This is a genomic window from Allobosea sp. BE125, from assembly GCF_031456075.1.
Lineage (GTDB): Bacteria > Pseudomonadota > Alphaproteobacteria > Rhizobiales > Beijerinckiaceae > Allobosea.
This window is the reverse complement of the sequence record NZ_JAVDTY010000007.1, coordinates 18,679-45,401: the sequence shown is the minus strand read 5'-3', so window position 1 is coordinate 45,401 and position 26,723 is coordinate 18,679. Positions and strand designations below refer to the sequence as shown.

28 protein-coding genes are annotated in these 26,723 nt (G+C 66.8%); 23 read left to right on the top strand and 5 right to left on the bottom strand.

Going from position 1 to position 26,723, the window contains the following annotated elements; genetic code table 11:
- Positions 1 to 108: 108 nt before the first annotated feature.
- The gene (locus J2Y55_RS16580; RefSeq protein ID WP_310155463.1) at positions 109 to 897 is read left to right on the top strand and encodes a transporter substrate-binding domain-containing protein; all 789 of its coding nucleotides are present in this window, start codon (positions 109 to 111) and stop codon (positions 895 to 897) included.
- A gap of 27 nt (positions 898 to 924) precedes the next feature.
- On the opposite strand, the gene hisA is transcribed toward J2Y55_RS16580, so the two are convergent.
- From hisA to hisB, 4 genes are read right to left on the bottom strand one after another with little or no spacing between them, the layout of a single operon-like run.
- Positions 925 to 1,680 (bottom strand): 1-(5-phosphoribosyl)-5-[(5-phosphoribosylamino)methylideneamino]imidazole-4-carboxamide isomerase, encoded by a 756-nt coding sequence (hisA, locus tag J2Y55_RS16575; RefSeq protein ID WP_310155460.1) that lies wholly within the window; start codon positions 1,678 to 1,680, stop codon positions 925 to 927.
- Entirely contained in the window at positions 1,668 to 2,324 is a 657-nt protein-coding gene (hisH, locus tag J2Y55_RS16570; protein ID WP_310155457.1) for an imidazole glycerol phosphate synthase subunit HisH, read from the bottom strand. Before hisH ends, hisA begins: the two co-directional genes overlap by 13 nt.
- Positions 2,321 to 2,806 carry a DUF2628 domain-containing protein gene (locus J2Y55_RS16565; RefSeq protein ID WP_310155455.1) on the bottom strand — a complete coding sequence of 162 codons (486 nt, stop codon included), beginning with the start codon at positions 2,804 to 2,806 and terminating at the stop codon, positions 2,321 to 2,323. Before J2Y55_RS16565 ends, hisH begins: the two co-directional genes overlap by 4 nt.
- A gap of 10 nt (positions 2,807 to 2,816) precedes the next feature.
- Entirely contained in the window at positions 2,817 to 3,404 is a 588-nt protein-coding gene (gene hisB / locus J2Y55_RS16560; protein WP_310155452.1) for an imidazoleglycerol-phosphate dehydratase HisB, read from the bottom strand.
- Between the two features lie 289 nt (positions 3,405 to 3,693).
- Here hisB and hslV point away from each other — a divergent pair, with 289 nt between their 5' ends.
- The 20 genes from hslV (at position 3,694) to trmB (ending at position 22,995) form a co-directional block, all read left to right on the top strand.
- The gene (gene hslV, locus J2Y55_RS16555) at positions 3,694 to 4,263 is read left to right on the top strand and encodes an ATP-dependent protease subunit HslV (RefSeq protein ID WP_310155449.1); all 570 of its coding nucleotides are present in this window, start codon (positions 3,694 to 3,696) and stop codon (positions 4,261 to 4,263) included.
- Positions 4,264 to 4,357: 94 nt separating this feature from the next.
- A complete protein-coding gene (locus tag J2Y55_RS16550; protein WP_310155446.1) occupies positions 4,358 to 4,915 on the top strand; it encodes a GNAT family N-acetyltransferase in 558 nt (185 codons plus the stop codon).
- Positions 4,912 to 6,222: an ATP-dependent protease ATPase subunit HslU gene (gene hslU, locus J2Y55_RS16545; RefSeq protein WP_310155443.1), complete on the top strand. Its 1,311-nt coding sequence runs from the start codon at positions 4,912 to 4,914 to the stop codon at positions 6,220 to 6,222. The genes J2Y55_RS16550 and hslU overlap by 4 nt, the downstream gene beginning before the upstream one ends.
- A 129-nt stretch (positions 6,223 to 6,351) precedes the next feature.
- Entirely contained in the window at positions 6,352 to 6,570 is a 219-nt protein-coding gene (locus tag J2Y55_RS16540; protein ID WP_310155440.1) for a hypothetical protein, read from the top strand.
- Positions 6,567 to 7,820 (top strand): lactonase family protein, encoded by a 1,254-nt coding sequence (locus J2Y55_RS16535; protein ID WP_310155436.1) that lies wholly within the window; start codon positions 6,567 to 6,569, stop codon positions 7,818 to 7,820. The genes J2Y55_RS16540 and J2Y55_RS16535 overlap by 4 nt, the downstream gene beginning before the upstream one ends.
- A 142-nt stretch (positions 7,821 to 7,962) precedes the next feature.
- Positions 7,963 to 9,552: a murein biosynthesis integral membrane protein MurJ gene (gene murJ / locus J2Y55_RS16530; protein ID WP_310155433.1), complete on the top strand. Its 1,590-nt coding sequence runs from the start codon at positions 7,963 to 7,965 to the stop codon at positions 9,550 to 9,552.
- Positions 9,553 to 9,599: 47 nt separating this feature from the next.
- Entirely contained in the window at positions 9,600 to 10,646 is a 1,047-nt protein-coding gene (gene trpS / locus J2Y55_RS16525; protein ID WP_310155430.1) for a tryptophan--tRNA ligase, read from the top strand.
- Positions 10,647 to 10,841: 195 nt separating this feature from the next.
- The gene (locus J2Y55_RS16520; protein ID WP_092172589.1) at positions 10,842 to 11,336 is read left to right on the top strand and encodes a universal stress protein; all 495 of its coding nucleotides are present in this window, start codon (positions 10,842 to 10,844) and stop codon (positions 11,334 to 11,336) included.
- 94 nt (positions 11,337 to 11,430) lie between these two features.
- Positions 11,431 to 11,991, top strand: coding sequence for a NifU family protein (locus J2Y55_RS16515; protein ID WP_069689120.1), 561 nt, complete (start codon positions 11,431 to 11,433; stop codon positions 11,989 to 11,991).
- A gap of 121 nt (positions 11,992 to 12,112) precedes the next feature.
- A complete protein-coding gene (tsaB, locus tag J2Y55_RS16510) occupies positions 12,113 to 12,796 on the top strand; it encodes a tRNA (adenosine(37)-N6)-threonylcarbamoyltransferase complex dimerization subunit type 1 TsaB (RefSeq protein WP_310155424.1) in 684 nt (227 codons plus the stop codon).
- 41 nt (positions 12,797 to 12,837) lie between these two features.
- Positions 12,838 to 13,335: a GNAT family N-acetyltransferase gene (locus J2Y55_RS16505; RefSeq protein ID WP_069689119.1), complete on the top strand. Its 498-nt coding sequence runs from the start codon at positions 12,838 to 12,840 to the stop codon at positions 13,333 to 13,335.
- Positions 13,336 to 13,351: 16 nt separating this feature from the next.
- Complete coding sequence (locus J2Y55_RS16500; RefSeq protein ID WP_310155418.1) at positions 13,352 to 14,155, top strand: lysophospholipid acyltransferase family protein; 804 nt, start codon at positions 13,352 to 13,354, stop codon at positions 14,153 to 14,155.
- A 125-nt stretch (positions 14,156 to 14,280) separates the two neighbouring features.
- Positions 14,281 to 15,669, top strand: coding sequence for a tRNA (N6-isopentenyl adenosine(37)-C2)-methylthiotransferase MiaB (gene miaB, locus J2Y55_RS16495; protein WP_310155416.1), 1,389 nt, complete (start codon positions 14,281 to 14,283; stop codon positions 15,667 to 15,669).
- Between the two features lie 189 nt (positions 15,670 to 15,858).
- Positions 15,859 to 17,007, top strand: a complete 1,149-nt coding sequence (locus J2Y55_RS16490) for a PhoH family protein (RefSeq protein WP_404978947.1) — start codon at positions 15,859 to 15,861, stop codon at positions 17,005 to 17,007.
- A complete protein-coding gene (gene ybeY / locus J2Y55_RS16485) occupies positions 17,004 to 17,573 on the top strand; it encodes an rRNA maturation RNase YbeY (RefSeq protein WP_310155413.1) in 570 nt (189 codons plus the stop codon). Before J2Y55_RS16490 ends, ybeY begins: the two co-directional genes overlap by 4 nt.
- Positions 17,570 to 18,559, top strand: coding sequence for a hemolysin family protein (locus J2Y55_RS16480; protein ID WP_404978946.1), 990 nt, complete (start codon positions 17,570 to 17,572; stop codon positions 18,557 to 18,559). Before ybeY ends, J2Y55_RS16480 begins: the two co-directional genes overlap by 4 nt.
- Complete coding sequence (lnt, locus tag J2Y55_RS16475; protein ID WP_310155410.1) at positions 18,559 to 20,154, top strand: apolipoprotein N-acyltransferase; 1,596 nt, start codon at positions 18,559 to 18,561, stop codon at positions 20,152 to 20,154. The genes J2Y55_RS16480 and lnt overlap by 1 nt, the downstream gene beginning before the upstream one ends.
- Positions 20,155 to 20,285: 131 nt before the next feature.
- On the top strand, positions 20,286 to 20,699 hold the full coding sequence (locus J2Y55_RS16470; RefSeq protein ID WP_092172562.1) for a helix-turn-helix domain-containing protein: 414 nt from the start codon (positions 20,286 to 20,288) through the stop codon (positions 20,697 to 20,699).
- 160 nt (positions 20,700 to 20,859) lie between these two features.
- On the top strand, positions 20,860 to 22,065 hold the full coding sequence (gene metK / locus J2Y55_RS16465; RefSeq protein ID WP_310155404.1) for a methionine adenosyltransferase: 1,206 nt from the start codon (positions 20,860 to 20,862) through the stop codon (positions 22,063 to 22,065).
- Between the two features lie 237 nt (positions 22,066 to 22,302).
- A complete protein-coding gene (gene trmB, locus J2Y55_RS16460) occupies positions 22,303 to 22,995 on the top strand; it encodes a tRNA (guanine(46)-N(7))-methyltransferase TrmB (protein ID WP_310155400.1) in 693 nt (230 codons plus the stop codon).
- Here the strand turns inward: trmB and J2Y55_RS16455 are convergent.
- Entirely contained in the window at positions 22,970 to 24,058 is a 1,089-nt protein-coding gene (locus J2Y55_RS16455; RefSeq protein WP_310155397.1) for a DUF2336 domain-containing protein, read from the bottom strand. The two genes, trmB and J2Y55_RS16455, sit on opposite strands and share 26 nt — an antisense overlap.
- A gap of 371 nt (positions 24,059 to 24,429) precedes the next feature.
- On the opposite strand from J2Y55_RS16455, the gene rimP reads away from it, so the two are divergent.
- Positions 24,430 to 25,113, top strand: a complete 684-nt coding sequence (rimP, locus tag J2Y55_RS16450; RefSeq protein ID WP_310155394.1) for a ribosome maturation factor RimP — start codon at positions 24,430 to 24,432, stop codon at positions 25,111 to 25,113.
- Between the two features lie 5 nt (positions 25,114 to 25,118).
- On the top strand, positions 25,119 to 26,714 hold the full coding sequence (gene nusA, locus J2Y55_RS16445; RefSeq protein WP_310155391.1) for a transcription termination factor NusA: 1,596 nt from the start codon (positions 25,119 to 25,121) through the stop codon (positions 26,712 to 26,714).
- Positions 26,715 to 26,723: the final 9 nt, after the last annotated feature.

Genomic DNA, 26,723 nt, shown 5'->3' with positions numbered 1-26,723 from the left:
GCGGCCGCCCGGCACGCAAACACAAGCCCGCAGGGGTCCGGATTGATCGGCGGCGCGTTCCCTGCTCTCCTGCGCGCCATAAGCAAGAACAGAGGGATTTCCATGACGATGACCACGACATTCAAGGGCCTCACTGTCGGGCTTGGCCTCGCCGTCGGGCTTGGCCTCAGTGCAGCCGCGCTTGCCCAGGCGCCGACGACCCAGCTCGACGCCATCCAGAGCCGCGGCGCGCTGCAGGTCTGCACGACGGGCGACTACAAGCCGTTCACCCTGGCCAAGGACGGCAGCTATGAGGGCATCGACATCGAGCTGGCGAAATCGCTCGCCAAGGCGCTCGGCGTCGAGGCCAAGTTCGTCCAGACGAAATGGTCCGATCTCCTGACCGATATGGGGTCGGGGAAATGCGACGTCGCCATGGGCGGCATTTCGGTGACACTCGACCGACAGAAGAAGGTCTTCTTCTCCGCGCCTTATATCGTCAACGGCAAGGCGCCGATCGTGCGCTGCGCCGACAAGGCGAAGTTCCAGACAATCGCCGACATCGACAAGCCGGAGACCCGCGTCGTGGTCAATCCCGGCGGCACCAATGAGCGTTTCGTGCGGGCGAACTTCAAGAAGGCCGATATCCGCGTCTATCCCGACAACGTCACCATCTTCGACGAAATCCTGGCCGGCCGGGCCGATCTGATGATCTCGGAATCGATCGAGACCAAGGTCCAGGAGAAGGCAAAGCCGGGCTTGTGCGCCGTCAATCCCGACGAGCCGCTGCAATATGGCGAGATGGGCTACATGCTTCCGCGCGGCGACGCGACCTTCAAGGCCTTCGTCGACCAATGGCTGCATCTGGCCAAGGCGACCGGCGAATTCGCCGGGATCTACAACCAGTTCGTGAAGTGAGGGATCAAACCGGCGGCAGTCGGCGGCTCAGGCCGCCGACACGCTTGCGGCCTTCGCCACCCGCGCCAGCGCCGCAGCCGGGTCGATCCGCCCGTCATAGAGCGCCCGGCCCGTGATCGCGCCCTCCAGGATGGCCGCATCGGGCGCACAGAGCCGCTCGATATCGGCCATGGAGGCAAGCCCGCCCGAGGCGATGACCGGGATCGTCAAGGCCTTCGCCAGCGCGATGGTGCCGTCCCAATTGATGCCCTGGAGCATGCCGTCGCGGGCGATGTCGGTGTAGACGATCGCCGCGACGCCGGCATCCTCGAAGCGGCGGCCGAGATCATCTGCCGCCAGCGCCGAGGTCTCGGCCCAGCCCTCGACCGCGACATAGCCGTCGCGCGCATCGATGCCGACCGCGACCTGGCCGGGAAAGGCCTTTGCCGCTTCCTTGACGAAGCCGGGATCGCGCACCGCGGCCGTGCCGATGATGACGCGGCGCACACCCTTCTTCAGCCAGCCCTCGACAGTCGCCATGTCGCGGATGCCGCCGCCGAGCTGCACCGGGAAGGCGACGCGGGCGAGGATCGCCTCGACAGCGGCCGCATTCATCGGCTTGCCGGCGAAGGCGCCGTCGAGATCCACGACATGCAGCCAGTGGAAGCCCTGGGCCTGGAAGGCGGCTGCTTGAGCCGCCGGATCGTCATTGAAGACGGTGGCCTGGCCCATGTCGCCCTGTTTGAGGCGGACGCACTGGCCATCCTTGAGATCGATGGCGGGAAAGAGAATCACGGCGTCCACCTGAGGAAATTGGCGATCAGCTTCAAGCCGAGCTTCTGGCTCTTTTCGGGATGGAACTGCGTGCCGGCAACGTTTCCGCGCGCCACCATCGCGGTGACGGGGCCGCCATGCTCGGTCAGCGCCAGCACATCCTGCGGCCGCTCGGGCGTCAGCGCATAGGAGTGCACGAAATAGGCATGCAGTCCTTCCGGCCCGGTCTCGATGCCGTCGAGCAGCGCATGCTCGTCCTGCTTGTGCAGGGTGTTCCAGCCCATATGCGGGATCTTGAGGCTGTCATCGTCGGGCACGATCAGCGCGACATCGCCCGGAATCCAGCCAAGGCCCTGCGTCACCGTGTATTCGAGCCCGCGCGAGGCCAGAAGCTGCATACCGACGCAGATGCCCAGGAAAGGCCGCTGCTTCCGCCGGACGACCTCCTCGAGGGTCTCAACCATGCCCGGCACAGCATCGAGCCCGCGCCGGCAATCGGCGAAGGCGCCGACACCAGGCAGCACGATGCGATCGGCCCGCCGCACCTCGGCGGTGTCGCTGGTGACGCGGATGGTCGCATTGAGCCCGGACTCGGTCGCCGCGCGCTCGAAAGCCTTGGCGGCCGAGTGCAGATTGCCCGAGCCGTAGTCGATGATGGTGACGAGCTGGCTCATCGGCCCCGCGCCTCCGGGAACAGGCCGATGATCGGCAGCGAGGCTGCAGGCTGCTGGCGTGCGGGTGCAACAGGGGCCGCGCGCGGCGGCGCGACCTCGCCGGCCAAGGCACGCTCGAAATAGCGCCGCTCGGCCTCGGGCAGTCCCCGCGCCTCGACGACATCGGCCAGCCGCCAGCCCCGGCGCGCGAGCTTGCGGGCGATCAGGTTCTGGCCCTCGAAGCCGAGGAACAGCGCCAGCGCCCAATGCGCAAGGATCAAGGCGCCGCTGCTGAGGCCGAAGCGGCTCTGCACATAGAACAGCCCGCCCCAGATAAGCGCTAAAATAGCAGTCGCCAGCCAGAGCCGGTTGATCAGCAGCCAGAACCCGCTCAGCACAAAGGCTGACCAGGTAAAGGTCTCCGGCAGCAGGCGCGCCTGCTCGATTTCCTCGCGCGGACCGCCGGAGCCGGGCGGCGGGATCATCACGGTATAGAACGCCATCGTCGTCTCCTCAGAGAGCGCCCTTGGTCGAGGGCACGCGGCCGCCCTCGCGCGGATCGACCTCGAGCGCCTGCCGCAAGGCGCGCGCCAGACCCTTGAAGCAGCTCTCGGCGATATGATGGGCGTTGTCGCCATAAAGCGTCTCGACATGCAGCGTGATGCCGGCATTCATCGCGAAAGCCTGGAAGAACTCGCGCACCAATTCGGTGTCGAAGCTGCCGATCTTCTCCGCCTTGAACTGCGTGCGGAAGACGAGGAAGGGCCGGCCGGAGACATCGACCGCGACGCGGGTCAGCGTCTCATCCATCGGCAGATGCACGTCGGCATAGCGGCGAATGCCCTTCTTGTCGCCGAGCGCTTGGCGAAGCGCCTCGCCCAGCGCGATGCCGGCATCCTCGACCGAATGGTGGTCGTCGATATGGGTGTCGCCCTTGACCGTGACCGTGGTGTCGATCAGCGAATGGCGGGCGAACAGGTCGAGCATATGGTCGAAGAAGCCGACGCCGGTCGCAATCTCAGCCTTGCCGGTGCCGTCGAGCACGAGCTTGACCGCGATGTCGGTCTCATTGGTGCGGCGCTTCACTTCGCCAGAACGCATGCCGGCCTCTGTTGTTTGCGGAATTTCGCCCGCTTTAGCAGGCAGGCACGGCGAAGGCCATCGTGATCGGAGCACCAGCCGTCATGCTCGCCCTTGTGGCGAGCATCCACGTCTTGAACACCAGCCTCGACAAGGGACGACGTGGATGGTCGGGACAAGCCCGACCATGACGGGAGAGGCTCATCTGGTCGCAGCCGGTCCAGCGTTTCGCTAGCTTGCCCTTGATACCGGGCTCCAGCCTGAACATGTTGGCGGCTTCCGCTTGTCCTGAGGCCGAGACCGAATCGCAATGTCAGACGCTAGCAACGCCCCCGTGATGCACGCCACCACCATCCTGATGGTCCGCAAGGGCGGCAAGGTCGTGATCGGCGGCGACGGCCAGGTCTCGCTCGGCCAGACCATCATGAAGGGCAATGCGAAAAAAGTGCGCCGCCTCGCCAAGGGCGCAGTGATCGCGGGCTTCGCGGGCGCCACGGCCGATGCCTTCACGCTGTTCGAGCGATTGGAGACAAAGCTCGAGCAATACCCGACCCAATTGCTGCGCGCCTGCGTCGAGCTTGCCAAGGACTGGCGAACCGACCGCTATCTGCGCCGGCTGGAGGCGATGCTGCTCGTCGCCGACAAGGAGGTCTCGCTCCTGATCTCGGGTACCGGCGACGTGCTGGAGCCGGAAGCGAGCGAACATGGCTCGGTGATGGCGATCGGCTCGGGCGGCAATTACGCGCTCTCGGCCGCGCGCGCGCTGATCGATATCGAACCGGATCCCGAAGCGATCGTGCGCAAGGCGATGAAGATCGCCGGCGACATCTGCGTCTACACCAACCACTCGCTCGTCATCGAGACGCTGGAGGCGGCGTGAACGCGGCGTTCTTTCGGGAGCTGACGGATTTACGGCTTCGGTACGGAGCGGGTGACGCCGAATTTGGAATGGCGTCCCTGCCAGGCAACAGACGATGGTAGCGCTCGGCGTGAGGGGGCCCGCTCCGGACGAGATCGTGTTCAGGCCGGTAAAGCTCGCCGACCTGCCGATGCTTGCCGATTGGCTGACGCGCCCGCATTGGCGCGAGTGGTGGGGCGAGCCTGAGATCGAACTGGGCTATATCCGCGACATGATCGAAGGCCGCGACACGACCTGCCGCCCCTTCATTTTCCATGTCGCCGGTACGGCTGCCGGCTATATCCAGGTCTGGGAGGTGGGCCCGCACCAGACTCCGGCCTGGGCCGCCGATCACCCATGGCTGATGGAGCTGCCGTCCGATGCGGTCGGCGTCGATCTCTCCCTGGCAGACGGCGCGCGCCTGTCGCAGGGCATCGGCTCCAGCGCGATCCGCTGTTTCGTCGCGATGTTGCAGGCGGAAGGCCATCGCACCATCATCATCGACCCTGACCCGGCCAATACCCGCGCCGTCGCGTCCTACGCCAAAGCCGGTTTCCGCCCCGTGCCGCATCTCGAAGGTCGCACGGATGGCGTGCTCATCATGCAGTTTCAGCAGGATACAACCCTGACATGACCTCCTTCTCTCCCCGCGAGATCGTCTCCGAACTCGACCGTTTCATCGTCGGCCAGAATGACGCCAAGCGCGCTGTCGCCATCGCATTGCGCAATCGCTGGCGCCGGCAGCAGCTCGAAGGGCCGCTGCGCGAGGAGGTTTCGCCTAAGAACATCCTGATGATCGGACCGACCGGCTGCGGCAAGACCGAGATCGCGCGCCGCCTCGCCAAGCTTGCCGGCGCGCCCTTCCTCAAGGTCGAGGCGACCAAGTTCACCGAGGTCGGCTATGTCGGCCGCGATGTCGAATCGATCGTGCGCGATCTCGTCGAGGTCGCGATCGGGCTGGTGCGCGAGAGCCGGCGCAAGGACGTGCAGGCCAAAGCCCATATCGCCGCCGAGGAGCGCGTGCTCGATGCGCTGGTCGGCTCGACCGCGAGCCCCGCCACACGCGACAGCTTCCGCCGCAAGCTGCGCGCCAATGAGCTCGACGAGAAGGAGATCGAGGTCGAGATCGCCTCGGGCGGCGGCTCCGCCGCGCCGATGTTCGAGCTGCCCGGCATGCCGGGTGCCTCGATCGGCGCGATCAATCTCAGCGACATGTTCGGAAAGGCCTTCGGCCAGAAGGGCAAGCCGAGGCGCGTGCTGGTCAAGGACGCCTATGGCCCACTCCTGACCGAGGAGAGCGACAAGCTGATCGACCAGGAGGCGATCGTGCAGGCCGCGATCCGCGAGGTCGAGAACAACGGCATCGTCTTCCTCGACGAGATCGACAAGATCTGCGCCCGCGAAGGCAAGGGCGGGGCCGATGTCTCGCGCGAGGGCGTGCAGCGCGATCTCTTGCCGCTGATCGAGGGCACGACGGTCGCGACCAAGCATGGCGCGGTGAAGAGCGACCATATCCTGTTCATCGCGTCGGGCGCCTTCCACGTCTCGCGGCCCTCGGACCTCTTGCCGGAACTGCAGGGCCGCCTGCCGATCCGCGTCGAATTGCAGCCGCTCGATGTCGAGGATTTCAAGCGCATCCTGACCGAGACGGAAGCGAGCCTGATCAAGCAGACGGTCGCGCTGATGGCGACCGAGGAGGTCACCGTGACGTTCACGCCGGACGCGATCGACGCAATCGCGCGCATCGCGGTGGATGTGAATTCGACGGTCGAGAACATCGGCGCGCGGCGCCTGCAGACCGTGATCGAGCGTATTCTGGACGAGATTTCCTTCACCGCGCCTGACCGCTCCGGCGACACGATCACGATCGATGGAGCTTATGTCGAGGCGCGCATCGGCGATCTCGCGAAGAACGCCGATCTGAGCCGGTTCATTCTCTGAGCCGCTCACCGAGCCGCGCTGCGGCGCATGGAGCGATCGAGACCCTCGGGCACGAACTGACGATCAATCAGGCGCCAATCTCGCCGTCGCTGTGCGGGTGTGCAGTTGAGCCCACCCGCAGGTGCCGTGATGGATGGCCGCCGCCCTTGGATGCGCCCAAATGAGTTGAAATTTCAGATTTCAAATCTGAAACTGTTTGATATTGTCGCCTCGCGCGGCTTGGCCAATGAAGCCATGACCACGTCAACAAATAGCTGGGATGTCGTGCCGCCTGTTCTCGGGCCGCGCGAACGAAAACAGCGTGTTCAGCCTCGGATAGAGGCGAACGAAAAGGGGGGACCGGGATGAAGACGACACGCAGGCATTTCAATATGTTGGCAACGGCCAGCCTGGCGGCAACCGCCTTCGGCGGCGGGGCTTTTGCGCAAACGGGTGGCAACACGATGCTCTACGTCGCAGTGGGGCCGGAGCTGACGCAATACACGGTCGGCGGCGCGACGATCGCGCCGGTCGAGGGCAGCACGGTCAGCGTCCCAGCCGCGATCCAATATGTCTGGCAGCACCCAAGGAAGCCGATCGCCTATGTGGCGTCGAGCAACCGCTTCACCTCGACCACGGACGACCTCCATCACGTTACCGCCTTTGCCATCGCGCCCGGCAGCGGCAAGCTGACGATGATCGGCCAACCCAAGCTGCTGGGCTCGCGACCGATCAATATTTCGGTCGACCACACCGGCGGCTTCCTGCTCGTCGCCTATAACGGCCCGTCGAACCTCACCGTCCACCCCATCAGCGCGGACGGCACCGTCGGCGACGCGGTCAAGCAGGACGGCAAGCTCGATACCGGCATCTATGCGCATCAGCTACGCATGTTGCCCTCGAATCGCGCCGCCTTGCTCGTCACCCGCGGCAATGACGCTGCCGGCGGCAAGCCGGAGGATCCCGGCGCGCTGAAACTCTTTTCCTTCGACAAGGGCCGGCTCGCCGACAAACAGTCGGTGGCGCCCGGCGACGGCTATGGCTTCGGCCCGCGCCATGTCGACTTCCATCCGAGCAAGCCCTGGGTCTATGTCGCGATGGAGCGGGAAAACCAGCTCCAGACCTTCGTCATCGGCGCCGGTGATCGGCTTTCCACCGTACCGGCTTTCGTCAAGACGACGCTCGCCGAGCCAGGCAAGGTCCGGCCAGGCCAGGCCGCCGGCGCGATCCACGTCTCACGCGACGGCCGCTTCCTCTACCTGTCGAACCGTGCCGACGGAAAGACGGATCTGAACGGCAAGAAGGTCTTTGTCGGCGGCGAGAACAGCATCGCCGTCTTCGCCATCGATCAGAAGAGCGGCGAGCCGAAACTCATCCAAGCGCTCGACACGCAAAGCTATCACGTGCGCACCTTCACGATCGATTCGACCGGCAAGACGCTCGTCGCCGCCAGCGTCGCGCCGATGGACGTCGCGTCCGGCAACGACATCTCGACCACCGCCGCGACGCTGACCGCCTTTACGATCGGAACCGACGGGAAGCTGACCTTCGCCGGCAAGCGGAGCGTCGATACGGCAAAAGGCGCGATGTTCTGGTGCGGCTTTCCGCCGCTGAGTTGACAGGCGACGCAGCGCCGGGCCGCAACGGTCCGGCGGCGGAGCAGGACGCGAAAGGCCGCTCTCCATTTCCAGATGACAACGTGTCATGAGAAGCGGCGCTGCCGGGGAGCAAGCCGGCGCGAACCGAGCTTCGACAGGCGAGATGGTATCGGAACCCTCCTTCGACGGTAACCAAGCGCCCTCCCGCCTCGCTCGGGATTCGGCTGTCGTCGGCGCGGCGACGATCCTGTCGCGCCTGCTCGGCTTCGCCCGCGATGTGCTGATCGCAAGGTTACTGGGCGCAGGCCCGGTGGCCGACGCCTTTCTCGCCGCGCTGCGCCTGCCCAATCTGGTGCGGCGCGTGCTCGGCGAAGGCGGGTTGAACGCGCCCTTCGTGCCGCTCTATCTCGCCATCAAGGCGGGGCGCGGAGAGCAGGCGGCCAGGCGGTTCACCGCTGAGGCGACCGGACATCTCGGCTTGCTGCTGCTTAGCCTGGTCGTGCTCGGAGAGATTTTCGCACCCTGGGTCGTGCTGGGCTTGGCCGGCGGCTTCGCGGAGGAGCCGCAGACGCTCGCGCTCGCCGCGCATTACACGAGGCTGATGCTGCCCTTCCTGCTGCTGACGACGCTGGCCGCCATGCTGGCGGCAGTACTCAATGCGGAGAAGCGCTTCACGCTGGCCGCGCTCGCGCCGGCACTGATGAACGCGCTTCTGGTCGGCTTCCTCATGGTCTCGCTGGCGCGCGGCCTGGAGGCCGAGCTTGCGGCGCAGTCGCAAGCCATCCTGGTCAGCCTGACCGGGCTCGCCCATCTCGGCCTGATCCTGTTCGCTCTGCGCAAGACCGGTCTTGTGCGCCCGAGCCTGCGCTGGTCGCCGGAGATGGCACGGCTGGTCCGGACCGGCGGCGCGACCTTGCTGGCGGCCTCGACCGCGCAGCTCGTGCTGCTGGTGGCGACGCAAATCGCCTCCGCCGAGCCAGGCTCGGTCGCCGCGCTGTATTATGCCGACCGCGTCTTCCAGCTGCCGCTCGGCTTCGTCGGGGTGGCGATGGGCACGGTCGTCTTGTCCGAAATGGCCGATTCGGCGCAGGCGAGCGGGCCGGACACCCGGCTTGGACAGGCGCTGGCGCTCGGCCTGGCGCTGGCGCTGCCGGCGGCGCTCGCCCTTTTCGTGCTGGCGGAGCCGATCGTCTCCGTGCTGTTCGAGCATGGCCGCTTCGGCGCGGAGGATCGCGCCCGCACCGCCGCCGCGCTCGCAGGCTTTGCGCTCGGCCTGCCCTTCGCCGTCATCGCGAAAGTCTTCGGACAGGTCTATTTCGCCCGTCAGACACCACGCCTGCCCTTGCTGACGGGGTGTCTTGCTGTCCTCGTCGCGGCGCTTGCCGGCTATGCGTTGGCCGGAGACGGCAACGCGGCCCAGATGGCGGCCTGCGCGGCGAGCCTGGCCTTCCTGGCGCAGGCGGTGCTGCTTGGCATTGCACTGCTGCGTGACGGAATCTGGCGCCCCAGCGTTGCTAATCTGCGCCCTATCCTCGCCAGCCTTGCGGCCAGCGCCATCATGCTGGGCGTTCTTTTGGTTCTTTCATCCCTGCTTGCCGCCAGGCTGGCGCCGACGCAATCGACACTCTGGCGGGTCGCGGGGCTGGCGGCTCTGTGCACTGGGGGAGCCTTTTCCTATGGCGCTGCCGGCTGGCTGCTGGGCGCCTTTGGTGCGTTCCCCCTGCCGCGCTACTTGCGCAAGCGGCGGGCTTGAGCCAGAAGCCCCCCTCCTTTTCCTCGTTCGTGATCACGGAGCGCCCGATGGCGACCTTTCACCAGCGCGTCTTCTCAGGCATGCAGCCGACTTCGACGCTGCATCTCGGCAATTATCTGGGCGCGCTGACCAACTGGGTCGCGATGCAGCAGACGCATGAATGCATCTATTGCGTCGTCGACATGCACGCGATCACCATGTGGCAGGACCCCGCCGACCTGAAGCGGGCGATCCGCGAGGTCACGGCCGCCTATGTCGCGGCCGGCATCGACACCAAGAAAAGCATCATCTTCAACCAGAGCCAGGTCTCCGGCCATGCCGAGCTGGCCTGGATCTGCAATTGCGTCGCGCGGCTGGGCTGGATGAACCGCATGACCCAGTTCAAGGAGAAGGCCGGCAAGGATCGCGAGAACGCCTCGCTCGGCCTTTACGCCTATCCGAGCCTGATGGCGGCCGACATCCTGCTCTACAAGGCCACGCATGTGCCCGTCGGCGAGGATCAGAAGCAGCATCTTGAGCTGACGCGCGACATCGCCCAGAAGTTCAACAACGACTTTGCGGCTGAGATCGCGGAGCGGAATCTCGGCACCGGCGATCTCGGCTTCTTCCCGCTGCCCGAACCGATGACGCAGGGCCCGGCGCCGCGCGTCATGAGCCTGCGCGACGGCACGAAGAAGATGTCGAAATCCGATCCGTCCGATTATTCGCGGATCAACCTGACCGACGATGCCGAGACCATCGCCCAGAAGGTGCGCAAGGCCAAGACCGATGCGGAGGCGCTGCCTTCCGAGGAAAAGGGGCTGGAAGGCCGACCCGAGGCCGAGAACCTCGTCGGCATCTATGCCGGGCTGGAAGGCGTCGCCAAGGCGCAGGTGCTGAGCCAGTTCGGCGGCGGGCAGTTCTCCGGCTTCAAGGCGGCGCTGGTCGATCTCGCCGTCGCCAAGCTCGCGCCCATCGCCGGCGAAATGCGCCGCCTGCTCGCCGAGCCCGCTCATATCGACGCGATTCTCGGCAATGGGGCGGAGCGCGCGCAAGCCATCGCCGCGCCAATCCTGGCCGACGTCAAGGACATAGTCGGCTTCGTGCGGCGCTGAGTTTTCCGCTGCAACCTCGGCGGGCTTGCGCTGACGCTGCGGCGCGGTTCACCATGCCGGCTCCTGGCGCGCGATCGGTTCGGGACGACACATCCCGAACCGTGAATCGTCCGCCTCTGTTTTGAGTGAGAGCCGGTCACACGCCTCGAAACGATCCGAGGCGCCCAATTCTCGAAGCGGCGACAGGTCATCCCAATGGTCAAGCGACGACGGTCCTATGAAGCGGGCCATCGCCCGAAATTTCTCGCGGTGGTCGACGACAGCGCGGAATGCGCCAAGGCGGTGCGCTTCGCGGCGCGGCGTTGCGCCCGCGTCGGCGCCTCGATCGTGCTGCTCGGCGTGGTCACGCCGCCCGAGCACGAGACCTGGCTCGGCGTCGGCGAGGTGATGCAGGCCGAAGCCGAGGCGCAGGCCGAGGCGCTGATCGACGCGGCGGCGAACGCCGTGCGGACGCTCGCCGGGCTCGAGCCCGAAAAGGTCGTACGCACCGGCGTGAAGGCCGACGAGCTGGTCAAGCTGATCGAGGCCGATGAGGATATCTCGCTGCTCGTGCTCGCGGCCAGCGCCGGGCGCGACGGGCCGGGGCCGCTCGTCAGTGCGCTCGCCGGCAAATCGGCCGCGACCTTCCCGATCCCCGTCGCGATCGTGCCCGGGCATCTGGAGGACGAGGAGATCGACGCGCTGGCGTGACGAAGCGCGCGCTTCCTGCTGGAATGATTCCAACGCCGGGCCTATATCGGGAGCAGGAACGGCGGCCTTGACCCGCCGGCGCCGGAGGTTAGCCATGTTCATCCAGACCGAAGCAACACCCAATCCCGCCACGCTGAAATTTCTGCCCGGCCGCACCGTGATGCCGGACGGAACGCTCGAATTGCGTGATTCCGAGCAAGCCGAGCGCTCACCGTTGGCCCAGCGCCTGTTCGGCGTGAACGGCGTCTCCGGCGTCTTCCTCGGCTCCGATTTCATCACCGTGACCAAATCCGACGGCGAATGGCCCCATCTCAAGCCCGCCATCCTAGGCGCGATCATGGAGCATTTCATGTCGGGCGCGCCGGTGCTCGCGAACGGCTCGGAAGCGGATGTGATCGAAGAGGGCGAGTTCTTCGCACCCGAGGACGCCAAGACGGTCGAGACGATCAAGGATCTGCTCGAGACCCGGATCCGCCCGGCAGTGGCCGGCGATGGCGGCGACATCACCTTCCGTGGTTTCAAGGACGGCACGGTCTATCTCGCCATGAAGGGCTCCTGCTCGGGCTGCCCCTCCTCGACCGCGACGCTCAAGCACGGCATCCAGAACCTGCTGCGCCACTTCCTGCCGGATGTGCGCGAGGTCGAGGCGGTCTGAACGGAATTACGTTGCTCTTGCACTTTCGGCACAACAACTCGCGCCGTCATCCCGGGGACTCTTGTCCGGGATGACGGCGCGGTTTCTCGATTTTTGAAGCTAGAAACGGCAAAAGACACCGATGCGCATCCTCGCGATCGACACCGCGCTCGGCGCCTGTTCCGCCTGCGTGCTGGAAGCCGGCCAGGCTGAGCCGCTGGCGATCGAGCAAATCGCGATGGAGCGCGGCCATGCCGAGGCGCTGATGCCGCTGGTCGAGCGCGTCATGAAGGCGGTCGAGGGCGGCTTCGCTTCGCTCGACCGCGTCGCCGTCACCGTCGGTCCAGGCAGCTATACCGGCCTGCGTGTCGGCATCAGCGCGGCCCGCGCCATCGCGCTCGCTGCCGGCATCCCGGCGATTGGCGTCACCACGCTGGCCGCCACCGCGGCCCCCTTGATCGGACGCGAATCCGGGCGGGTGATCGCGGCCGCGCTCGACGCCAAGCACGGCCAGGTCTGGTTCCAGGCGCTGAGTTCGCAAGGCAAGCCATTGGTCTCGCTGCGTCAGGTCAACCATCGTGACGCCGCCCGCGCCATCGGGGCGGGGCCCGTCAGCCTGGTCGGCTCGGCCGCGATGGCGGTCGCCAACGAGGCCTGGGCGATCGGGCTCGATGCCCTGGTGCTCGACGAGAGCAGGGCGCCCGACGTGACCTGGGTCGCCCGGCTCGGACTGATCGCCGATCCGCAGGATGCACCGCCGCGCCCGCTCTACCTCAAGGCGCCTGAAACGACGCCGCAGGATCGCGCCCGGCTGCCGCGGCGCTGAATCAGCACTTGCCAGCGGTTCAGTCTGTGCCATCAAGCGCCATGGACTGGCTGCGCAGATTGCTCCACCCCGAATCAGCCCCGGCCCGGACCGGCCGGCTCGACGTGCGCCATGCGCGCCATGTCGCGGCGCTGCACCACCAGGGCGGCTTCGCGCGCGGCTGGGAACCCGGCGAATGCGCCGCGCTGCTCGCCGATCCCGCTATCATCTCCGAAGGCGTCTTCGCGGGGAACGGTCCCCACCCGGCCGGCTTCGTGATCTCGCGCAAGGCGGCCGACGAGGCCGAAATCCTCAGCATCGTGGTGGGTCGCGCCCATCGCCGCGACGGGCTCGGGCGGGCGCTGCTCCACGCCCATCTCGGCCAGCTCGCCGCCAGCGGCGTCCAGCATGTCTATCTGGAGGTCGAGGACGGCAATTTGCCGGCCGAACAGCTCTACCGCCATTTCGGCTTTCGCGAGGTCGGCCGGCGCAAGAACTACTACGCCAAGAGCGACGGCAGCCGCACCGGCGCGGTGACGATGCGGCTCGATCTCGCATGACCGGGACCGCCGGCGCATGAACGGACTTCGCCCCGGCGCGACCCTGAGGCTCGCCGCTCTGGCCGTATGCGCGCTCCTGCTCCTGCCGGCGCAGCTCGTCGCGATGCGGCTCGGGCCCCGCCATGGCGCCACGATTCCGCGCCTGTTCCATCGCCTCACCTGCCGCTGCCTCGGCGTGCATCGCCGCGTCAGGGGCACACCGCCACCGCCCGGGGCGGCGGGGCTGATCGTCGCCAGCCATGTCTCCTGGCTCGACATCGCGGTGATCGGGGCTTTGCGGCCCTTATCCTTCGTGGCCAAGAGCGAGGTCGCGGGCTGGCCGGTGATCGGCTTCCTGGCAAAGCTGCAGCGCACCGTCTTCATCGACCGGATGCGCCGCGGCGCCACCGCCGATGTGGCGGCGGAAATGGGCGCGCGGCTCGCGGCCGGCGAATCGATCGTGCTCTTCGCGGAAGGGACGACCGGCGACGGCACGCGCATCCTGCCCTTGCGCTCCTCCCTGCTGGGCGCCGCGCATGAGGCGCTCGGCAAAAGCGAGGGCCGCGACATCCCGGTCTATCCGCTGACGATCACCTATACCGGCTTCCACGGCCTGGCCGGCGGCCGGGCCGAGCGCACCGCGCTCGCCTGGTATGGCGACGAGGACTTGGCGCCGCATCTCAAGGCCGTGCTCGATGCGGGTACGATCGATGTCGAACTGGTCTGGGGCGCGCCGATCGCGATGGGCGCCAGGACCTCGCGCAAGGAGGCGACGCGCCTGGCCGAGGCCGCGATCCGCCAGGCGCGGCGGGACGCCGTCACCGGGCGGCAGGGCGCCTGACCGGCGCTGGCGACGCGCCATCTGGCTCGGTTGTTGCTTTGCCGATCAGCGCCTCGCGGAGCATGGTCATTTCCTCGCGACGCAATCAGGAGTAAGGAGACGGTTTGGAGACCCGACCCGCCACGATGAAGAAAGTCCACATCAAGTCCTTCGGCTGCCAGATGAACGTCTATGACGGGCAGCGCATGGCCGATATCCTGAGCGAACAAGGCTATGAGGAGACCGCGACGCCCGAAGGCGCGGACCTGATCCTGCTCAACACCTGCCATATCCGCGACCGCGCCGTGCAGAAGGTCTATACCGAGCTCGGCAAGCTGCGCGATCTGAAGGTCGCGCAGAAGGCCAACGGACAGCACACGAAGATCGTCGTGGCCGGCTGCGTCGCCCAGGCGGAAGGCGCGGAGATCCAGCGCCGGCAGCCGGCCGTCGATCTCGTCGTCGGCCCGCAGGCCTATCACCGCCTGCCGGCCCTGCTGGCGGAAGCCACGAGCCGGCGTACCGTCGATACCGACCTGCCGATCGACGACAAGTTCGGGCATTTGCCGCCGCCCACGCCCAAGGCGATCCGCCAGCGCGGTATCTCGGCCTTCGTCACCGTGCAGGAAGGCTGCGACAAGTTCTGCGCCTTCTGCGTCGTGCCCTATACGCGCGGCGCGGAATTCTCGCGGCCTGTCGCGCAGATCATGACCGAGATCGAGCGATTGGCGGCCTCGGGCGTGCAGGACGTCACGCTGATCGGCCAGAACGTCAACGCCTATCACGGCGAAGGCCCGGGTCATGGCGAAGGTCCTGGCGGCGCCGTCTGGGGCCTGGCGCGCTTGATGCAACGCGTCGCCGAGGTGCCCGGCATCAGCCGCATCCGCTACACCACGAGCCATCCGCGCGACATGGCCGACGATCTGATCGCCGCCCATCGCGACCTGCCGCAACTGATGCCCTTCCTGCATTTGCCGGTGCAGGCGGGCTCGGACCGGATTCTGGCGGCGATGAACCGCAAGCATACCGCCGACGAGTACCGCCGCCTGATCGAGCGCATCCGGGCGGCGCGACCCGACATCGCCCTATCCTCGGACTTCATCGTCGGCTTTCCCGGCGAGAGCGACAGCGATTTCGAGGATACGCTGCGCCTGGTCGACGAGATCGGCTTCGCCTCGAGCTATTCCTTCAAATATTCGCCGCGCCCCGGCACGCCCGCCGCCGATCTCGGCGAGCAGGTCGCGCCCGCGGTGATGAGCGAGCGCCTGCAGCGCCTGCAGGAGCGCATCGAGCACCACCGCCAGGCCTTCAACCACGCCATGGTGGGCCGCACCGTCGAGGTGCTGCTGGAACGTGTGGGTCGCCATCCCGGACAGCTTGCGGGAAAAACCCCCTACCTTCAGGCTGTGCAGATCGAGACTGAGTCGAATCAGATCGGCGACCGGGTCCAGGTGGTGATCGAGCGGGCGGGGTCCAACTCGCTGTTTGGCCGCAAGGCCGGGCCGGACGAGGTTCCGAGAAAGGGGCTGGCGGCTTGAACGCGACCCGGTCCGACCCGATTTTCTTGAGGCAGGGCAGCGCCTGTCATCAGACTGAGATTGTTGCGTTCGGTTATGTTGCAGGACGACGCGTTGCAAGACGGCTCATTGCAAGACGACCCGGCCTCACGCTCCTGTCCGGCCGGCCCATCCGCCAGGGAGACGACGCTATTGGCACAGGCTGACCAGGTGACCCCGAGACCGGAACGAGGCCCACGGCGTGAGACGACGCCGGCACGCGTCGAGACCCTGACGCGCGACGGATTGCCCGCCACCGAGGTCCTGCTCTCCTTCGACGACAACCGGCTGGCGAGCCTTGTCTTCGGCGATTACGACCAGAATCTCGCGCATCTGGAGCGGCGTCTCGGCGTCGTGATCAGCCCCAATGGCAACCACATTACCATCAGGGGTCCGCGCGAGACCGCCGAACAGGCCGGGCGCGTGCTGAAGACGCTTTATACGCGGGCCAAGGCCGGCGCTTCCGTCACCCTCGGCGAGGTCGATGGCGCGATCGAGGAGAGCAATGTGCAGCGCTCCTTCTTCCCGGCCGCCGACGCCGGCAAGGCCTCTTTTGACGCGATCGTGACGCGCAAGCGCGGACCGGTGCGCGCCCGCAACGCGGCGCAGGACGCCTATCTGCGCCAGCTCAAGCGCCATGAACTCGTGCTTGCCGAAGGCCCGGCCGGCACCGGCAAGACCTGGCTCGCCGTCGGCCATGCCGTCTCGCTGATCGAGCAGGGCGTGGTCGAGCGCATGGTGCTGTCGCGCCCGGCCGTCGAGGCCGGCGAGCGGCTCGGCTTTCTGCCCGGCGACATGCGCGAGAAGGTCGACCCTTACCTGCGGCCGATCTACGACGCGCTGAACGACTTCATGGAGGCCCGCCATGTCGAGCGCGCCCTGCAGACCGGCATGATCGAGATCGCGCCGCTCGCCTTCATGCGCGGCCGCACGTTGACCAACGCCGTCGTGCTGCTCGACGAGGCCCAGAACGCGACCTCCGTCCAGATGAAGATGTTCCTGACCCGCCTCGGCGAGGGCTCGCGCATGATCATCACCGGCGACCCGACGCAGATCGACCTGCCGCCAGGCCAGCGCTCGGGCCTGATCGAAGCCGTCAAGCTGCTCTCAGGCGTCGAGGGCGTCGGCTATGCCAAGTTCGAGGAGGGCGACGTCGTCCGTCACGATCTCGTGCGCCGCATCGTCATGGCCTATGAGGGCGCGGCCCGGCGCGAGCGCGAGGAACGCGAGGAGCGGCTGCGCGCACTCGAGCCCCAGCCCCCTATCGAAGACGATACCGAGGGCCTGAAGCGCACCTTGTCGCGGGAGCGGCCGCGATGAACGACCGACCTCGCATGCGGCGCTCGGCGCCGCATGCCGACAGGCCCGCGCTGGAGTTGACCCTGGCGCTGAGGATCCAGGCGAAACGCTGGCGCGAGCTTGCCGATCTGCGCCAGCGCGTGGCGGATGCGACGCAGGCCGCGCTCGCCGTTGCGCCTGTCACGCCGCTCGAAGGCGCCGAGCTCAGCCTGCTGATGACCGATGACAAGCGCATCCGCGTGGTCAACCGCGACTGGCGCGGCTTCGACAAGCCGACCAATGTTCTCTCATTTCCGGCCGCGCCGCTTGAGCGGATCGCCAGCAGCCCGGTTCTCGGCGACATCGTCCTGGCCTATGAGACGATTGCCCGCGAGGCGCAGGAGGAGGGCAAGGATTTCGGCGACCATGTCAGCCATCTTGTGATACACGGCCTGCTGCACCTGCTCGGCGAGGATCACGAAACAACAGCGCAGGCCGAACGGATGGAGGCGCTCGAGATCGCAGCGCTCGCCCGGCTCGGCATCGCCGACCCTTATGCGGACTCCGAGCCGCTTGCCCCAACCCTGGTTCTCTCCACAGCATCATGAGCGACGACAGTCGATCTACCCAGACAGACGCCACCGGTCGTGGCCTCTCCCATTGGCTTGGCCAGTTCCTCGAGCGGCTCGGCATGCGCAGCGGCGCGACGATCCGCGAGGACATCACCGAAGCGCTGGCGCAGGACCGCGACAGCGGCCAGTCGGCCGATCTGAGCGCGCAAGAGCGCGTGATGCTCTCCAATGTGCTCAGCCTGCGCGAACGCCGCGTCGGCGACGTGATGGTGCCGCGCGCCGACATCATCGCCGTCCCCGCCGATGCGACGCTGGACGAATTGCTGGCGCTGTTTCGGACCGCGGGCCATTCGCGCCTGCCGGTCTTCGATGATTCGCTCGACGACCCACGCGGCATGGTCCATATCCGCGACTTCCTGGAATTCATCGCCGAACAGGGCAAGGCCGAGCCGAGCCCTGGCCTGTCGGAGCCGGCGCTGCACAATCTCGCCGCGGTCGACCTCTCGACCACGCTGGCGAGCGCGAAGATCCTGCGCCCGGTGCTCTATGTCCCGCCCTCGATGCCGGCGGTGGACCTGCTCGTAAAGATGCAGGCGACACGGACGCATATCGCGCTCGTGATCGACGAGTATGGCGGCACGGACGGGCTGGTCTCGATGGAGGATCTCGTCGAGATCGTCGTCGGCGACATCGAGGACGAGCACGATCTCGACGAGGCTCCCGCGATCGCCGCCACGGGCGAGGACCGCTTCACCGCCGATGCGCGCGCGACGCTGAACGAGCTCAAGGAGGCGACCGGCATCGATCTCTCGGATACGGAAGTTGCCGAGGAGATCGACACGCTGGGCGGGCTGATCGTGACGCTGGCCGGCCGCGTACCCGCCCAAGGCGAGACGATCGAGGGGCCGGAAGGCCTGTCCTTCGAGATCATCGAGGCCGATCCGCGCCGGATCAAGCGGCTCAGCATTCTCCGGCGCAGCACGGCGGCGCCTGATGCTGCGCCGCAGGCGGAAGCCGGCTGATGCGGCTCTCCGCGCTGGCCGACGGGATCATCCTCTCCTGGGGATGGCGCAAGCGCCTGATCGCGCTCGCTACGGGCGCCAGCGGAGCACTCGCCCTGCCCCCGCTCGATCTCTGGCCGCTGATCGTCGTGCCCATGACCGTCGCCGTCTGGCTGATCGACGGGGCCGTCGGCGCCACGGCGTCGAGCCGCTTCCGGGCGGCCTTCGCGGCGGGCTGGTGGTGGGGCTTCGGCTTTTTCCTCGCCGGCCTCTGGTGGCTGGGCGCGGCCTTCCTGGTGGAGGCCGACAAATTCGCCTGGGCGATGCCGCTCGGCGTCGTCGCCCTGCCGGCCTTTCTCGCCCTGTTCCCGGCTCTGGCCTTCGGCAGCGCCCGGCTGCTCTGGCCGGCCGGGGCAGGACGCATCCTCATGCTCGCCGTGGCGCTGACCGTCAGCGAATGGCTGCGCGGCCATGTGCTGACCGGCTTTCCCTGGAACGTCTATGGCATGATGCTGGCCGGCCAGGGCTTCATCGCGCAATTCGCCGCGCTCGGCGGGCTCTATGGATTGACGCTGCTGGCGGTCGCGATCGGCGCGGCGCCTGCGACGCTCGGCACGGCCGAGGCTGGCGCGAGGCGCTGGCGCGCGCCGATCCTCGCCGTCTTGACGCTCGCCACTCTCATCGGCTTCGGCGCCTGGCGCATCCCGGACGCGGCGGCGCCCGAGGTTGCCGGCGTGAAACTGCGGTTGATGCAACCGAACCTGGCGCAGGATGCCAAGTTCAATGCCCGCAACGGTGAGGCGATTCTGAATGAATATCTCGCGCTCAGCGACCGGGCGACAAGCCCCTCGACGCTCGGCGTGCAGGACGTCACGCATCTGATCTGGCCGGAATCGGCCTTTCCCTTCCTGCTCGGCCGCTCGCCCCAGGCGCTCCAGCGCATCGCCGCAGCCTTGCCGCCGAACACGACGCTGATCACCGGCGCGGCGCGGGCGGGCGAGGCGCTGCCCGGCGAAAGCCGGCCGCCAATCTTCAATTCGGTGCAGGTCGTGAACGACGAAGGCGTGATCGTTTCCAGCTACGACAAGGTCCATCTCGTGCCCTTCGGCGAGTATCTGCCGCCGGTCCTGGAACGCTTGATCCGCAGTGTCGGGCTGTCGGAATTCGTCTCGATTCCCGGCGGCTTCGCGGCAGGCACGCGGCACATCCCGCTCTCGATCCGCGGCCTGCCCGCAGTCGCGCCGCTGCTCTGCTACGAGGCGATCTTCCCCGGTGAGGTCATGCCGCAGCAGGGCCCGCGCCCCGGCCTGATGCTCAACCTGACCAATGACGGCTGGTTCGGCCAGACCAGCGGGCCTTACCAGCACCTGGCCCAGGCGAGGATGCGCGCCATCGAGGAAGGACTGCCGCTGGTCCGCGTCGCCAATACCGGAATCTCGGCGGTGATCGATGGTTATGGCCGCATCACGGCCAGCCTGCCCCTAGGCACACAGGGTGTTCTCGATGCAAACTTGCCGCAAGCGGCTCCCGTTACGCTCTATGCGCAATTCGGAGATGCCGCTTTAGTGGGGCTGATTGCGCTGTTCTTGCTGCTTGCGCGGGTTCGACCGGGCTGATCATCCCATCTGGAACTTTTTTCCTGCGAAAGGGATGGCTGTTCCCGCTGGAAGCATATAAATTGCTAAAATAAATTCATGCCTGCCGGATGATAGATTTCCAAGAAAACTGACCCGAGGGTGGTCGATCCATGATCAAAAAAGTGCCCAACCCGATCGACCGCCATGTCGGAAGCCGTGTCCGGATGCGCCGAATGCTCGCTGGAGTCAGCCAGGAGAGGCTCGGCGAGGGTCTCGGACTGACCTTCCAGCAGGTCCAGAAATACGAAAAAGGCTCGAACCGCATCAGCGCCAGCCGCTTGCAGCAGATCGCCAAGATGCTCGATGTGCCGGTCTCCTTCTTCTTCGACGGAGCCCCGACGGGCGACATGCCGGCGGGTGGCTTCTCCGATGCCGCCTCGACGGCCTATGTCTCCGACTTCATGGCGACCAGCGAAGGCGTGCAGCTGACCAAGGCCTTCGTACGCATCAAGAGCGGGCGGGTGCGACGGCGCATCGTCGATCTCGTCGAGGCGCTGGCGGAAGAAGACAGCGGAATCGCGTGATCTAGCTCTTTTTTGTTCGTCTTGACGAACAAGGCTCCCGAAAAACGGATTTCCGGCTTGACGGCGAACGCGCCCGCTGCAAAGAGGGTGCCCGTTTTCGTCGGCCGATCGTGTCGTCACGCCGGTCACTCGCCAACCCCATCCGAAGGGTTATCTGACCGTGTCACGCCAGAATTACCTGTTCACCAGCGAATCCGTCGGTGAAGGCCATCCCGACAAGATCTGCGACCGGATTTCCGACGAGGTCGTCGACCTGTTCTTCAAGGAAGCGGCGAAAGCCGGCATGGACCCGGCCCAGGTGCGCGTCGCCTGCGAGACTCTGGCGACCACCAACCGCGTCGTCATCGCCGGCGAGGTCCGCACCTCGCTCGACGAGAAGGCGATGAAGAGCAAGGTCAAGTCGGCCGCGCGCAAGGCGATCAAGGCGATCGGCTACGAGCAGGACGGCTTCCACTGGAAGAAGTGCAAGATCGACGTGCTGCTGCACGCCCAGTCGGCCGACATCGCCCAGGGCGTCGATGCCAGCGGCAACAAGGATGAGGGCGCGGGCGACCAGGGCATCATGTTCGGCTATGCCTGCCGCGAGACGCCCGAGCTGATGCCGGCGCCGATCTACTACGCTCACAAGATCCTCGAAGTGCTGGCCAAGGCCCGTCACGCCAAGGAAGGCTCCGCCGCCAAGCTCGGTCCCGACGCCAAGAGCCAGGTCACGGTCAAGTACGAGAACGGCAAGCCGGTCGGCGTCACCCAGATCGTGCTCTCGACCCAGCATATCGACGAGAGCCTGACCTCGGCCGACGTCCGCAAGATCGTCGAGCCCTATATCCGCGAGACGCTGCCGGAAGGCTGGATCACCAAGGAGACCGTCTGGCACGTCAACCCGACCGGCAAGTTCGTCATCGGCGGCCCTGACGGCGACGCCGGCCTGACCGGCCGAAAGATCATCGTCGACACCTATGGCGGAGCCGCCCCCCATGGCGGCGGCGCTTTCTCGGGCAAGGACCCGACCAAGGTCGACCGTTCGGCGGCCTATGCCGCGCGCTATCTGGCCAAGAACGTCGTCGCCGCCAAGCTCGCCGACCGCTGCACGATCCAGCTTTCCTACGCCATCGGCGTCGCCAAGCCGCTCTCGATCTATGTCGACCTGCACGGCACCGGCAAGGTCGACGAGGCGAAGCTGGAGGCTGTTCTGGGCCAGGTCATGGACCTGACCCCGCGCGGCATCCGCACGCATCTCGCCCTGAACAAGCCGATCTATGCCAAATCCGCGGCTTACGGCCATTTCGGCCGCAAGGCCGGCCGCGACGGCAGCTTCTCCTGGGAGAAGACCGATCTGGTCGATGCGCTGAAGAAGGCCGTCGCCTGAGCAGCGCTTATCGGGTGAATCGACAAGGCCGGGGCGGATCGCCCCGGCCTTTTGCTTTTGCTACAGGACATCCCGCACCCGCCGTCATCCCGGGCGTAGCGAAGCGAAGACCCGGGATCCATGCCTGAGCCTCAACAAGCAAGGTTCCGGCACGGATCCCGGATCGGCGCCGCTACGCGGCTTGTCCGGGATGACCGCGCGTTTCCGTGGAATCGTTTCTCATTCAAAGACATGACCATGACCGACGACTACGATCCTGACCGCGCCTTCTTCGGCCGTCGCAAAGGCAAGGCCCTGCGCGAAGGCCAGAATGCGATGATCGAGGGCGTATTGCCGCGCCTGCGCCTGCCCGACGGCGAGATCACCGATCTGGCGGCGTTGTTTCCGCAGCCCGTGACGGCGGTTCGGCTCGAGATCGGCTTCGGCGGCGGCGAGCATCTGCTGTCGCGGATGCGCGAGAGCCCGCAGATCGGCTTCATCGGCGTCGAGCCCTTCATCAACGGGATGGCGAAGTTCCTCGCCGTCATCGAGCGGGAAGGGCTGACCAATATCCGGCTCTGGGACGGCGACGCTGCACTGATGCTGCCGCGCCTGCCGGAAGGCGCGCTCGACGCGATCGACCTGCTCTATCCCGATCCCTGGCCGAAGCGGCGCCAGCGCAAGCGGCGTTTCGTCTCCGAACGCACGCTTGGCCTGTTCGCCCGCTGTCTGCGCTCGGGCGGGCGCTTCCGCTTCGCCAGCGACATCGACGATTATGTCGGCTGGACGCTGGCGCGGCTCGCCCGCTCGCCCGATTTCGACTGGACGGATGAGCGCGCCGATGATTGGCGCAAGCCTTATCCCGGCTGGATCCGCACGCGCTACGAGGCGAAGGCCGTCGCGGCAGGCCGCGTGCCGAGCTACCTCACGGCTGTGCGTCGCGCATCCTGAGGAAGCCGAGCACGCGCTGGGCGGTCGTCGTGTTCAAGGTGCGGAAGCTCTGACGGGCGCGCTCGATCGCGACCTCCGATTTGCCGAGATCCTTGCGCAGGCCGATCAGCGCGCGCGTGGTCTCCCAGGACCAGCCGAGAGCCCGGCCGACCAGGAGCACGGCGTCACGGTCCGTACCCAGGATGATCTGCTCGGTCGCCGGCAGGCCAAGCTGCGCCAGCGCCGCAACGGCGCACATCGCATGCTCCAGGGCGCCCGCAGCCGCGAACTCGACCAGCTTGGCCTCGTCGAGCTGACCGGCTTCGTGGAGCCGGTTGATCTCGATCAGCGCCGCGTTGATCTTGGCGTAGCCGTCATGCGTCTGCGCTTCGGCGACGATCGCCTGGGCGCCGCGCTCGACGGCCATGTCGACCGCTCCGGCAAGCGCGGGCTCCAGCGTCGCCGTGAGGCGACGCCGCGCCGAATTCTTGGCGGCGACCAGGAGCTGATCGAGCAATTCGGCCGGAATGTCGCTGCGCGAGCCCAAAGTCGCCTGGAGCGCATCGTCCTGGACGGCCCGCATCACCAGCACGCCCATGCCATGGCGTGAGAAGCGCGCGGTCTGGTTCGCCGCCACCGCATGAGTGACGACGCGACCACCGCGCAGAATCAGGAAATCCGTGACCGGCTCGCCGAGATCGGGCCGCTCGGTGATGGCGAGCATGTGATCACGGCCCTTGGCGGCCGAGACCGCGACCAGATCCTGGTCGGTGAGACGCTTGGAGGCGATCAGCACCGGCCTGGCGACGGCGATGTCGTCGAGCGCGAGCTGGCGCACGACGCCGCTCGGCGCATTGGGAATGGGAGCGAGCCGCTCCGACAATTCGATACGGGCCCGGACCTCGATGGCGCGCGAAAGCCGGCCGATCACCACGTCGAAAATGCTGACCTGGTCCTCCTCCATACCAGCGGCGGTGCTGAGGAAGAGGTCGGTCAGGCGGGCCAGAATCTGAGTGCGGTCGTCATTCGACCCACGCGTCATCGTCGCTTCAAGATCGCGCAACAGCGCACTCACCGAACTCATGCAGCATCCTCACGCAACGTCTGCGGCCGCACTATCGGGGAGAAGAATGACCAGCCGGTTAGCGCGAACGGAGAAAGCGCGGCTTCCTGGATCGACCGATCCCGACCCGCAATCGATCCAGACCTTGCATGCATTGGCGAGCCGGACTAAATAGCGTCTAACAGCTCTGGTTTCGGTATCAGCCGATGATCAAGAGCGGGCCTGCCGGCCCGCTCTTTTTTATTGGCCGAAGCCCTGCCGGGGCCAGAGCATGATGCCGCACCGAAGACCCGCGTCAGCGATAGAGCGGAAACCGGTTTTCGGGCGATGTCATGGTCCAGTGAGTTGGTTTGGAGCCGAATGACATTCAGCTCCATGCAGGCGGCCAAGGTATGAACGAGACCACAGCAAGCACCGAGCAGGAGGCACGCCTCGTCGTCGAAAGCGGCGTGGCGGCGCGCGTGGCGGCCATTGTCGAGCCGGCGATCGTCGATCTCGGCTACAGGCTGGTGCGCGTGCGCGTCACCGGCCAGAACGGCTGCACGGTCCAGATCATGGCCGAGCGGCCCGACGGCACCATGAATGTCGAAGGCTGCGAGGCCGTCAGCCAGGCCGTCTCGCCGGCGCTCGACGTCGATGATCCTGTCCAGGTCGCTTATCATCTCGAGGTGTCTTCACCGGGAATCGACAGGCCGCTGGTGCGGGCGAGCGATTTCGAGCGCTGGGCCGGGCATCTCGCCAAGATCGATACCGAAGCTGTCGTCGCCGGCCGCAAGCGCTTTCGCGGCATCTTGCGTGGCGTGGCCGGCGGCAATGCCCTGCTCGCTCGCGACGATGCGAAATCGGAAGAGGAGCGCGACGTCGCCATTCCGATGTCGCTGATCGCCGAGGCCCGCCTCGTGCTGACCGACGCGCTCGTGACGGAATCGCTGCGCCGCGGCAAATCGGGCCTGCCGCCCGAGATGCCGCCGGCCGAAGAAATCGCCAGCCCGAAGAAGGGCATGGGAAAATCGCTGGGTCCGCGCCCGGGCAAGAAGCCCGGACAGGCTCCGCAGGACACAACGGAAGAGGAGTGAGCGCCATGGTCGTCAGCGCCAACAGGCTCGAACTGCTGCAGATCGCCGACGCGGTCGCCCGCGAGAAATCGATCGACCGGCAGATCGTCGTCGATGCGATGCAGGATGCGATCGCCAAGGCGGCGCGCTCGCGCTACGGCGCCGAGACAGACGTTCATGCCGAGATCAACACCAAGACCGGCGAGCTGCGCCTCGCCCGCCATCTCCAGGTCGTCGACCTCGTCGAGAACGGCGCGACCGAAATCACCGTCGACGAGGCCAAGCGCCATAATCCGGCGGCCCAGGTCGGCGACGTCATCGCCGATCCGCTGCCGCCCTTCGATTTCGGCCGCATCGCCGCGCAGTCGGCCAAGCAGGTCATCGTGCAGAAGGTGCGCGAGGCCGAGCGCGATCGTCAGTACGACGAATACAAGGATCGCATCGGCGAGATCGTCAACGGCGCGGTCAAGCGCGTCGAATACGGCAATGTCTTCGTCGATCTCGGCCGCGGCGAGGCGATCATCCGCCGCGACGAGATGATCCCGCGCGAGACCTTCAAGGTCGGCGACCGTGCCCGCGCCTATGTCTACGACGTGCGCCGCGAGCCGCGCGGCCCGCAGATCTTCCTGTCGCGCACCCATCCGCAGTTCATGGCCAAGCTCTTCGGCCAGGAAGTGCCGGAGATCTATGACGGCATCGTCGAGGTGAAGGCCGTCGCTCGCGACCCCGGTTCCCGCGCCAAGATCGCCGTTATCAGCCGCGATTCCTCGATCGACCCGGTCGGTGCCTGCGTCGGCATGCGCGGCTCGCGCGTCCAGGCCGTCGTCGGCGAGCTCCAGGGCGAGAAGATCGACATCATCCCGTGGTCGCCCGATATCGCGACCTTCGTCGTCAACGCCCTGCAGCCGGCGGAAGTCGCCAAGGTCGTGCTCGACGAGGAGGCCGACAAGATCGAGGTCGTGGTGCCCGACGAGCAGCTCTCGCTCGCCATCGGCCGGCGCGGCCAGAACGTCCGCCTCGCCTCGCAGCTCACCGGCTGGGACATCGACATCCTGACCGAGGCCGAGGAATCGGAGCGCCGCCAGAAGGAGTTCCTGCAGCGCACCGAGATCTTCATGAACGCGCTGAACGTCGACGAGACGGTCGGCCAGCTCCTGGCTTCGGAAGGCTTCCGCACGGTCGAGGAGGTCGCCTATGTCGAGCCCTCCGAGCTCGCCGCGATCGAAGGCTTCGACGAGGACACCGCCGCCGAGATCCAGGCCCGCGCGCAGGAATATCTCGCCACGATCGAAGCCGAGTTCGACGAGAAGCGCCGCGCGCTCGGCGTCGAGGACGACTTGCGCGAGGTCGAGGGCATCACCACCTCCATGATGGTTGCACTCGGCGAGAACGACGTGAAGAACGTCGAGGACCTCGCCGGCTGCGCCACCGATGATCTGGTCGGCTGGACCGAGCGCAAGGATGGCGAAACCACCCGCCATGCCGGCTATCTCGACGGCTATGACCTGTCCCGCCAGGATGCCGAGGCCATGATCATGGCCGCGCGCGTCAAGGCCGGCTGGATCGAGGCCCCTGCCGAAGAGACCGAGGCGGACGCCGCCGAAGAATCGGCCGAGGCCTGAGCCGGATCG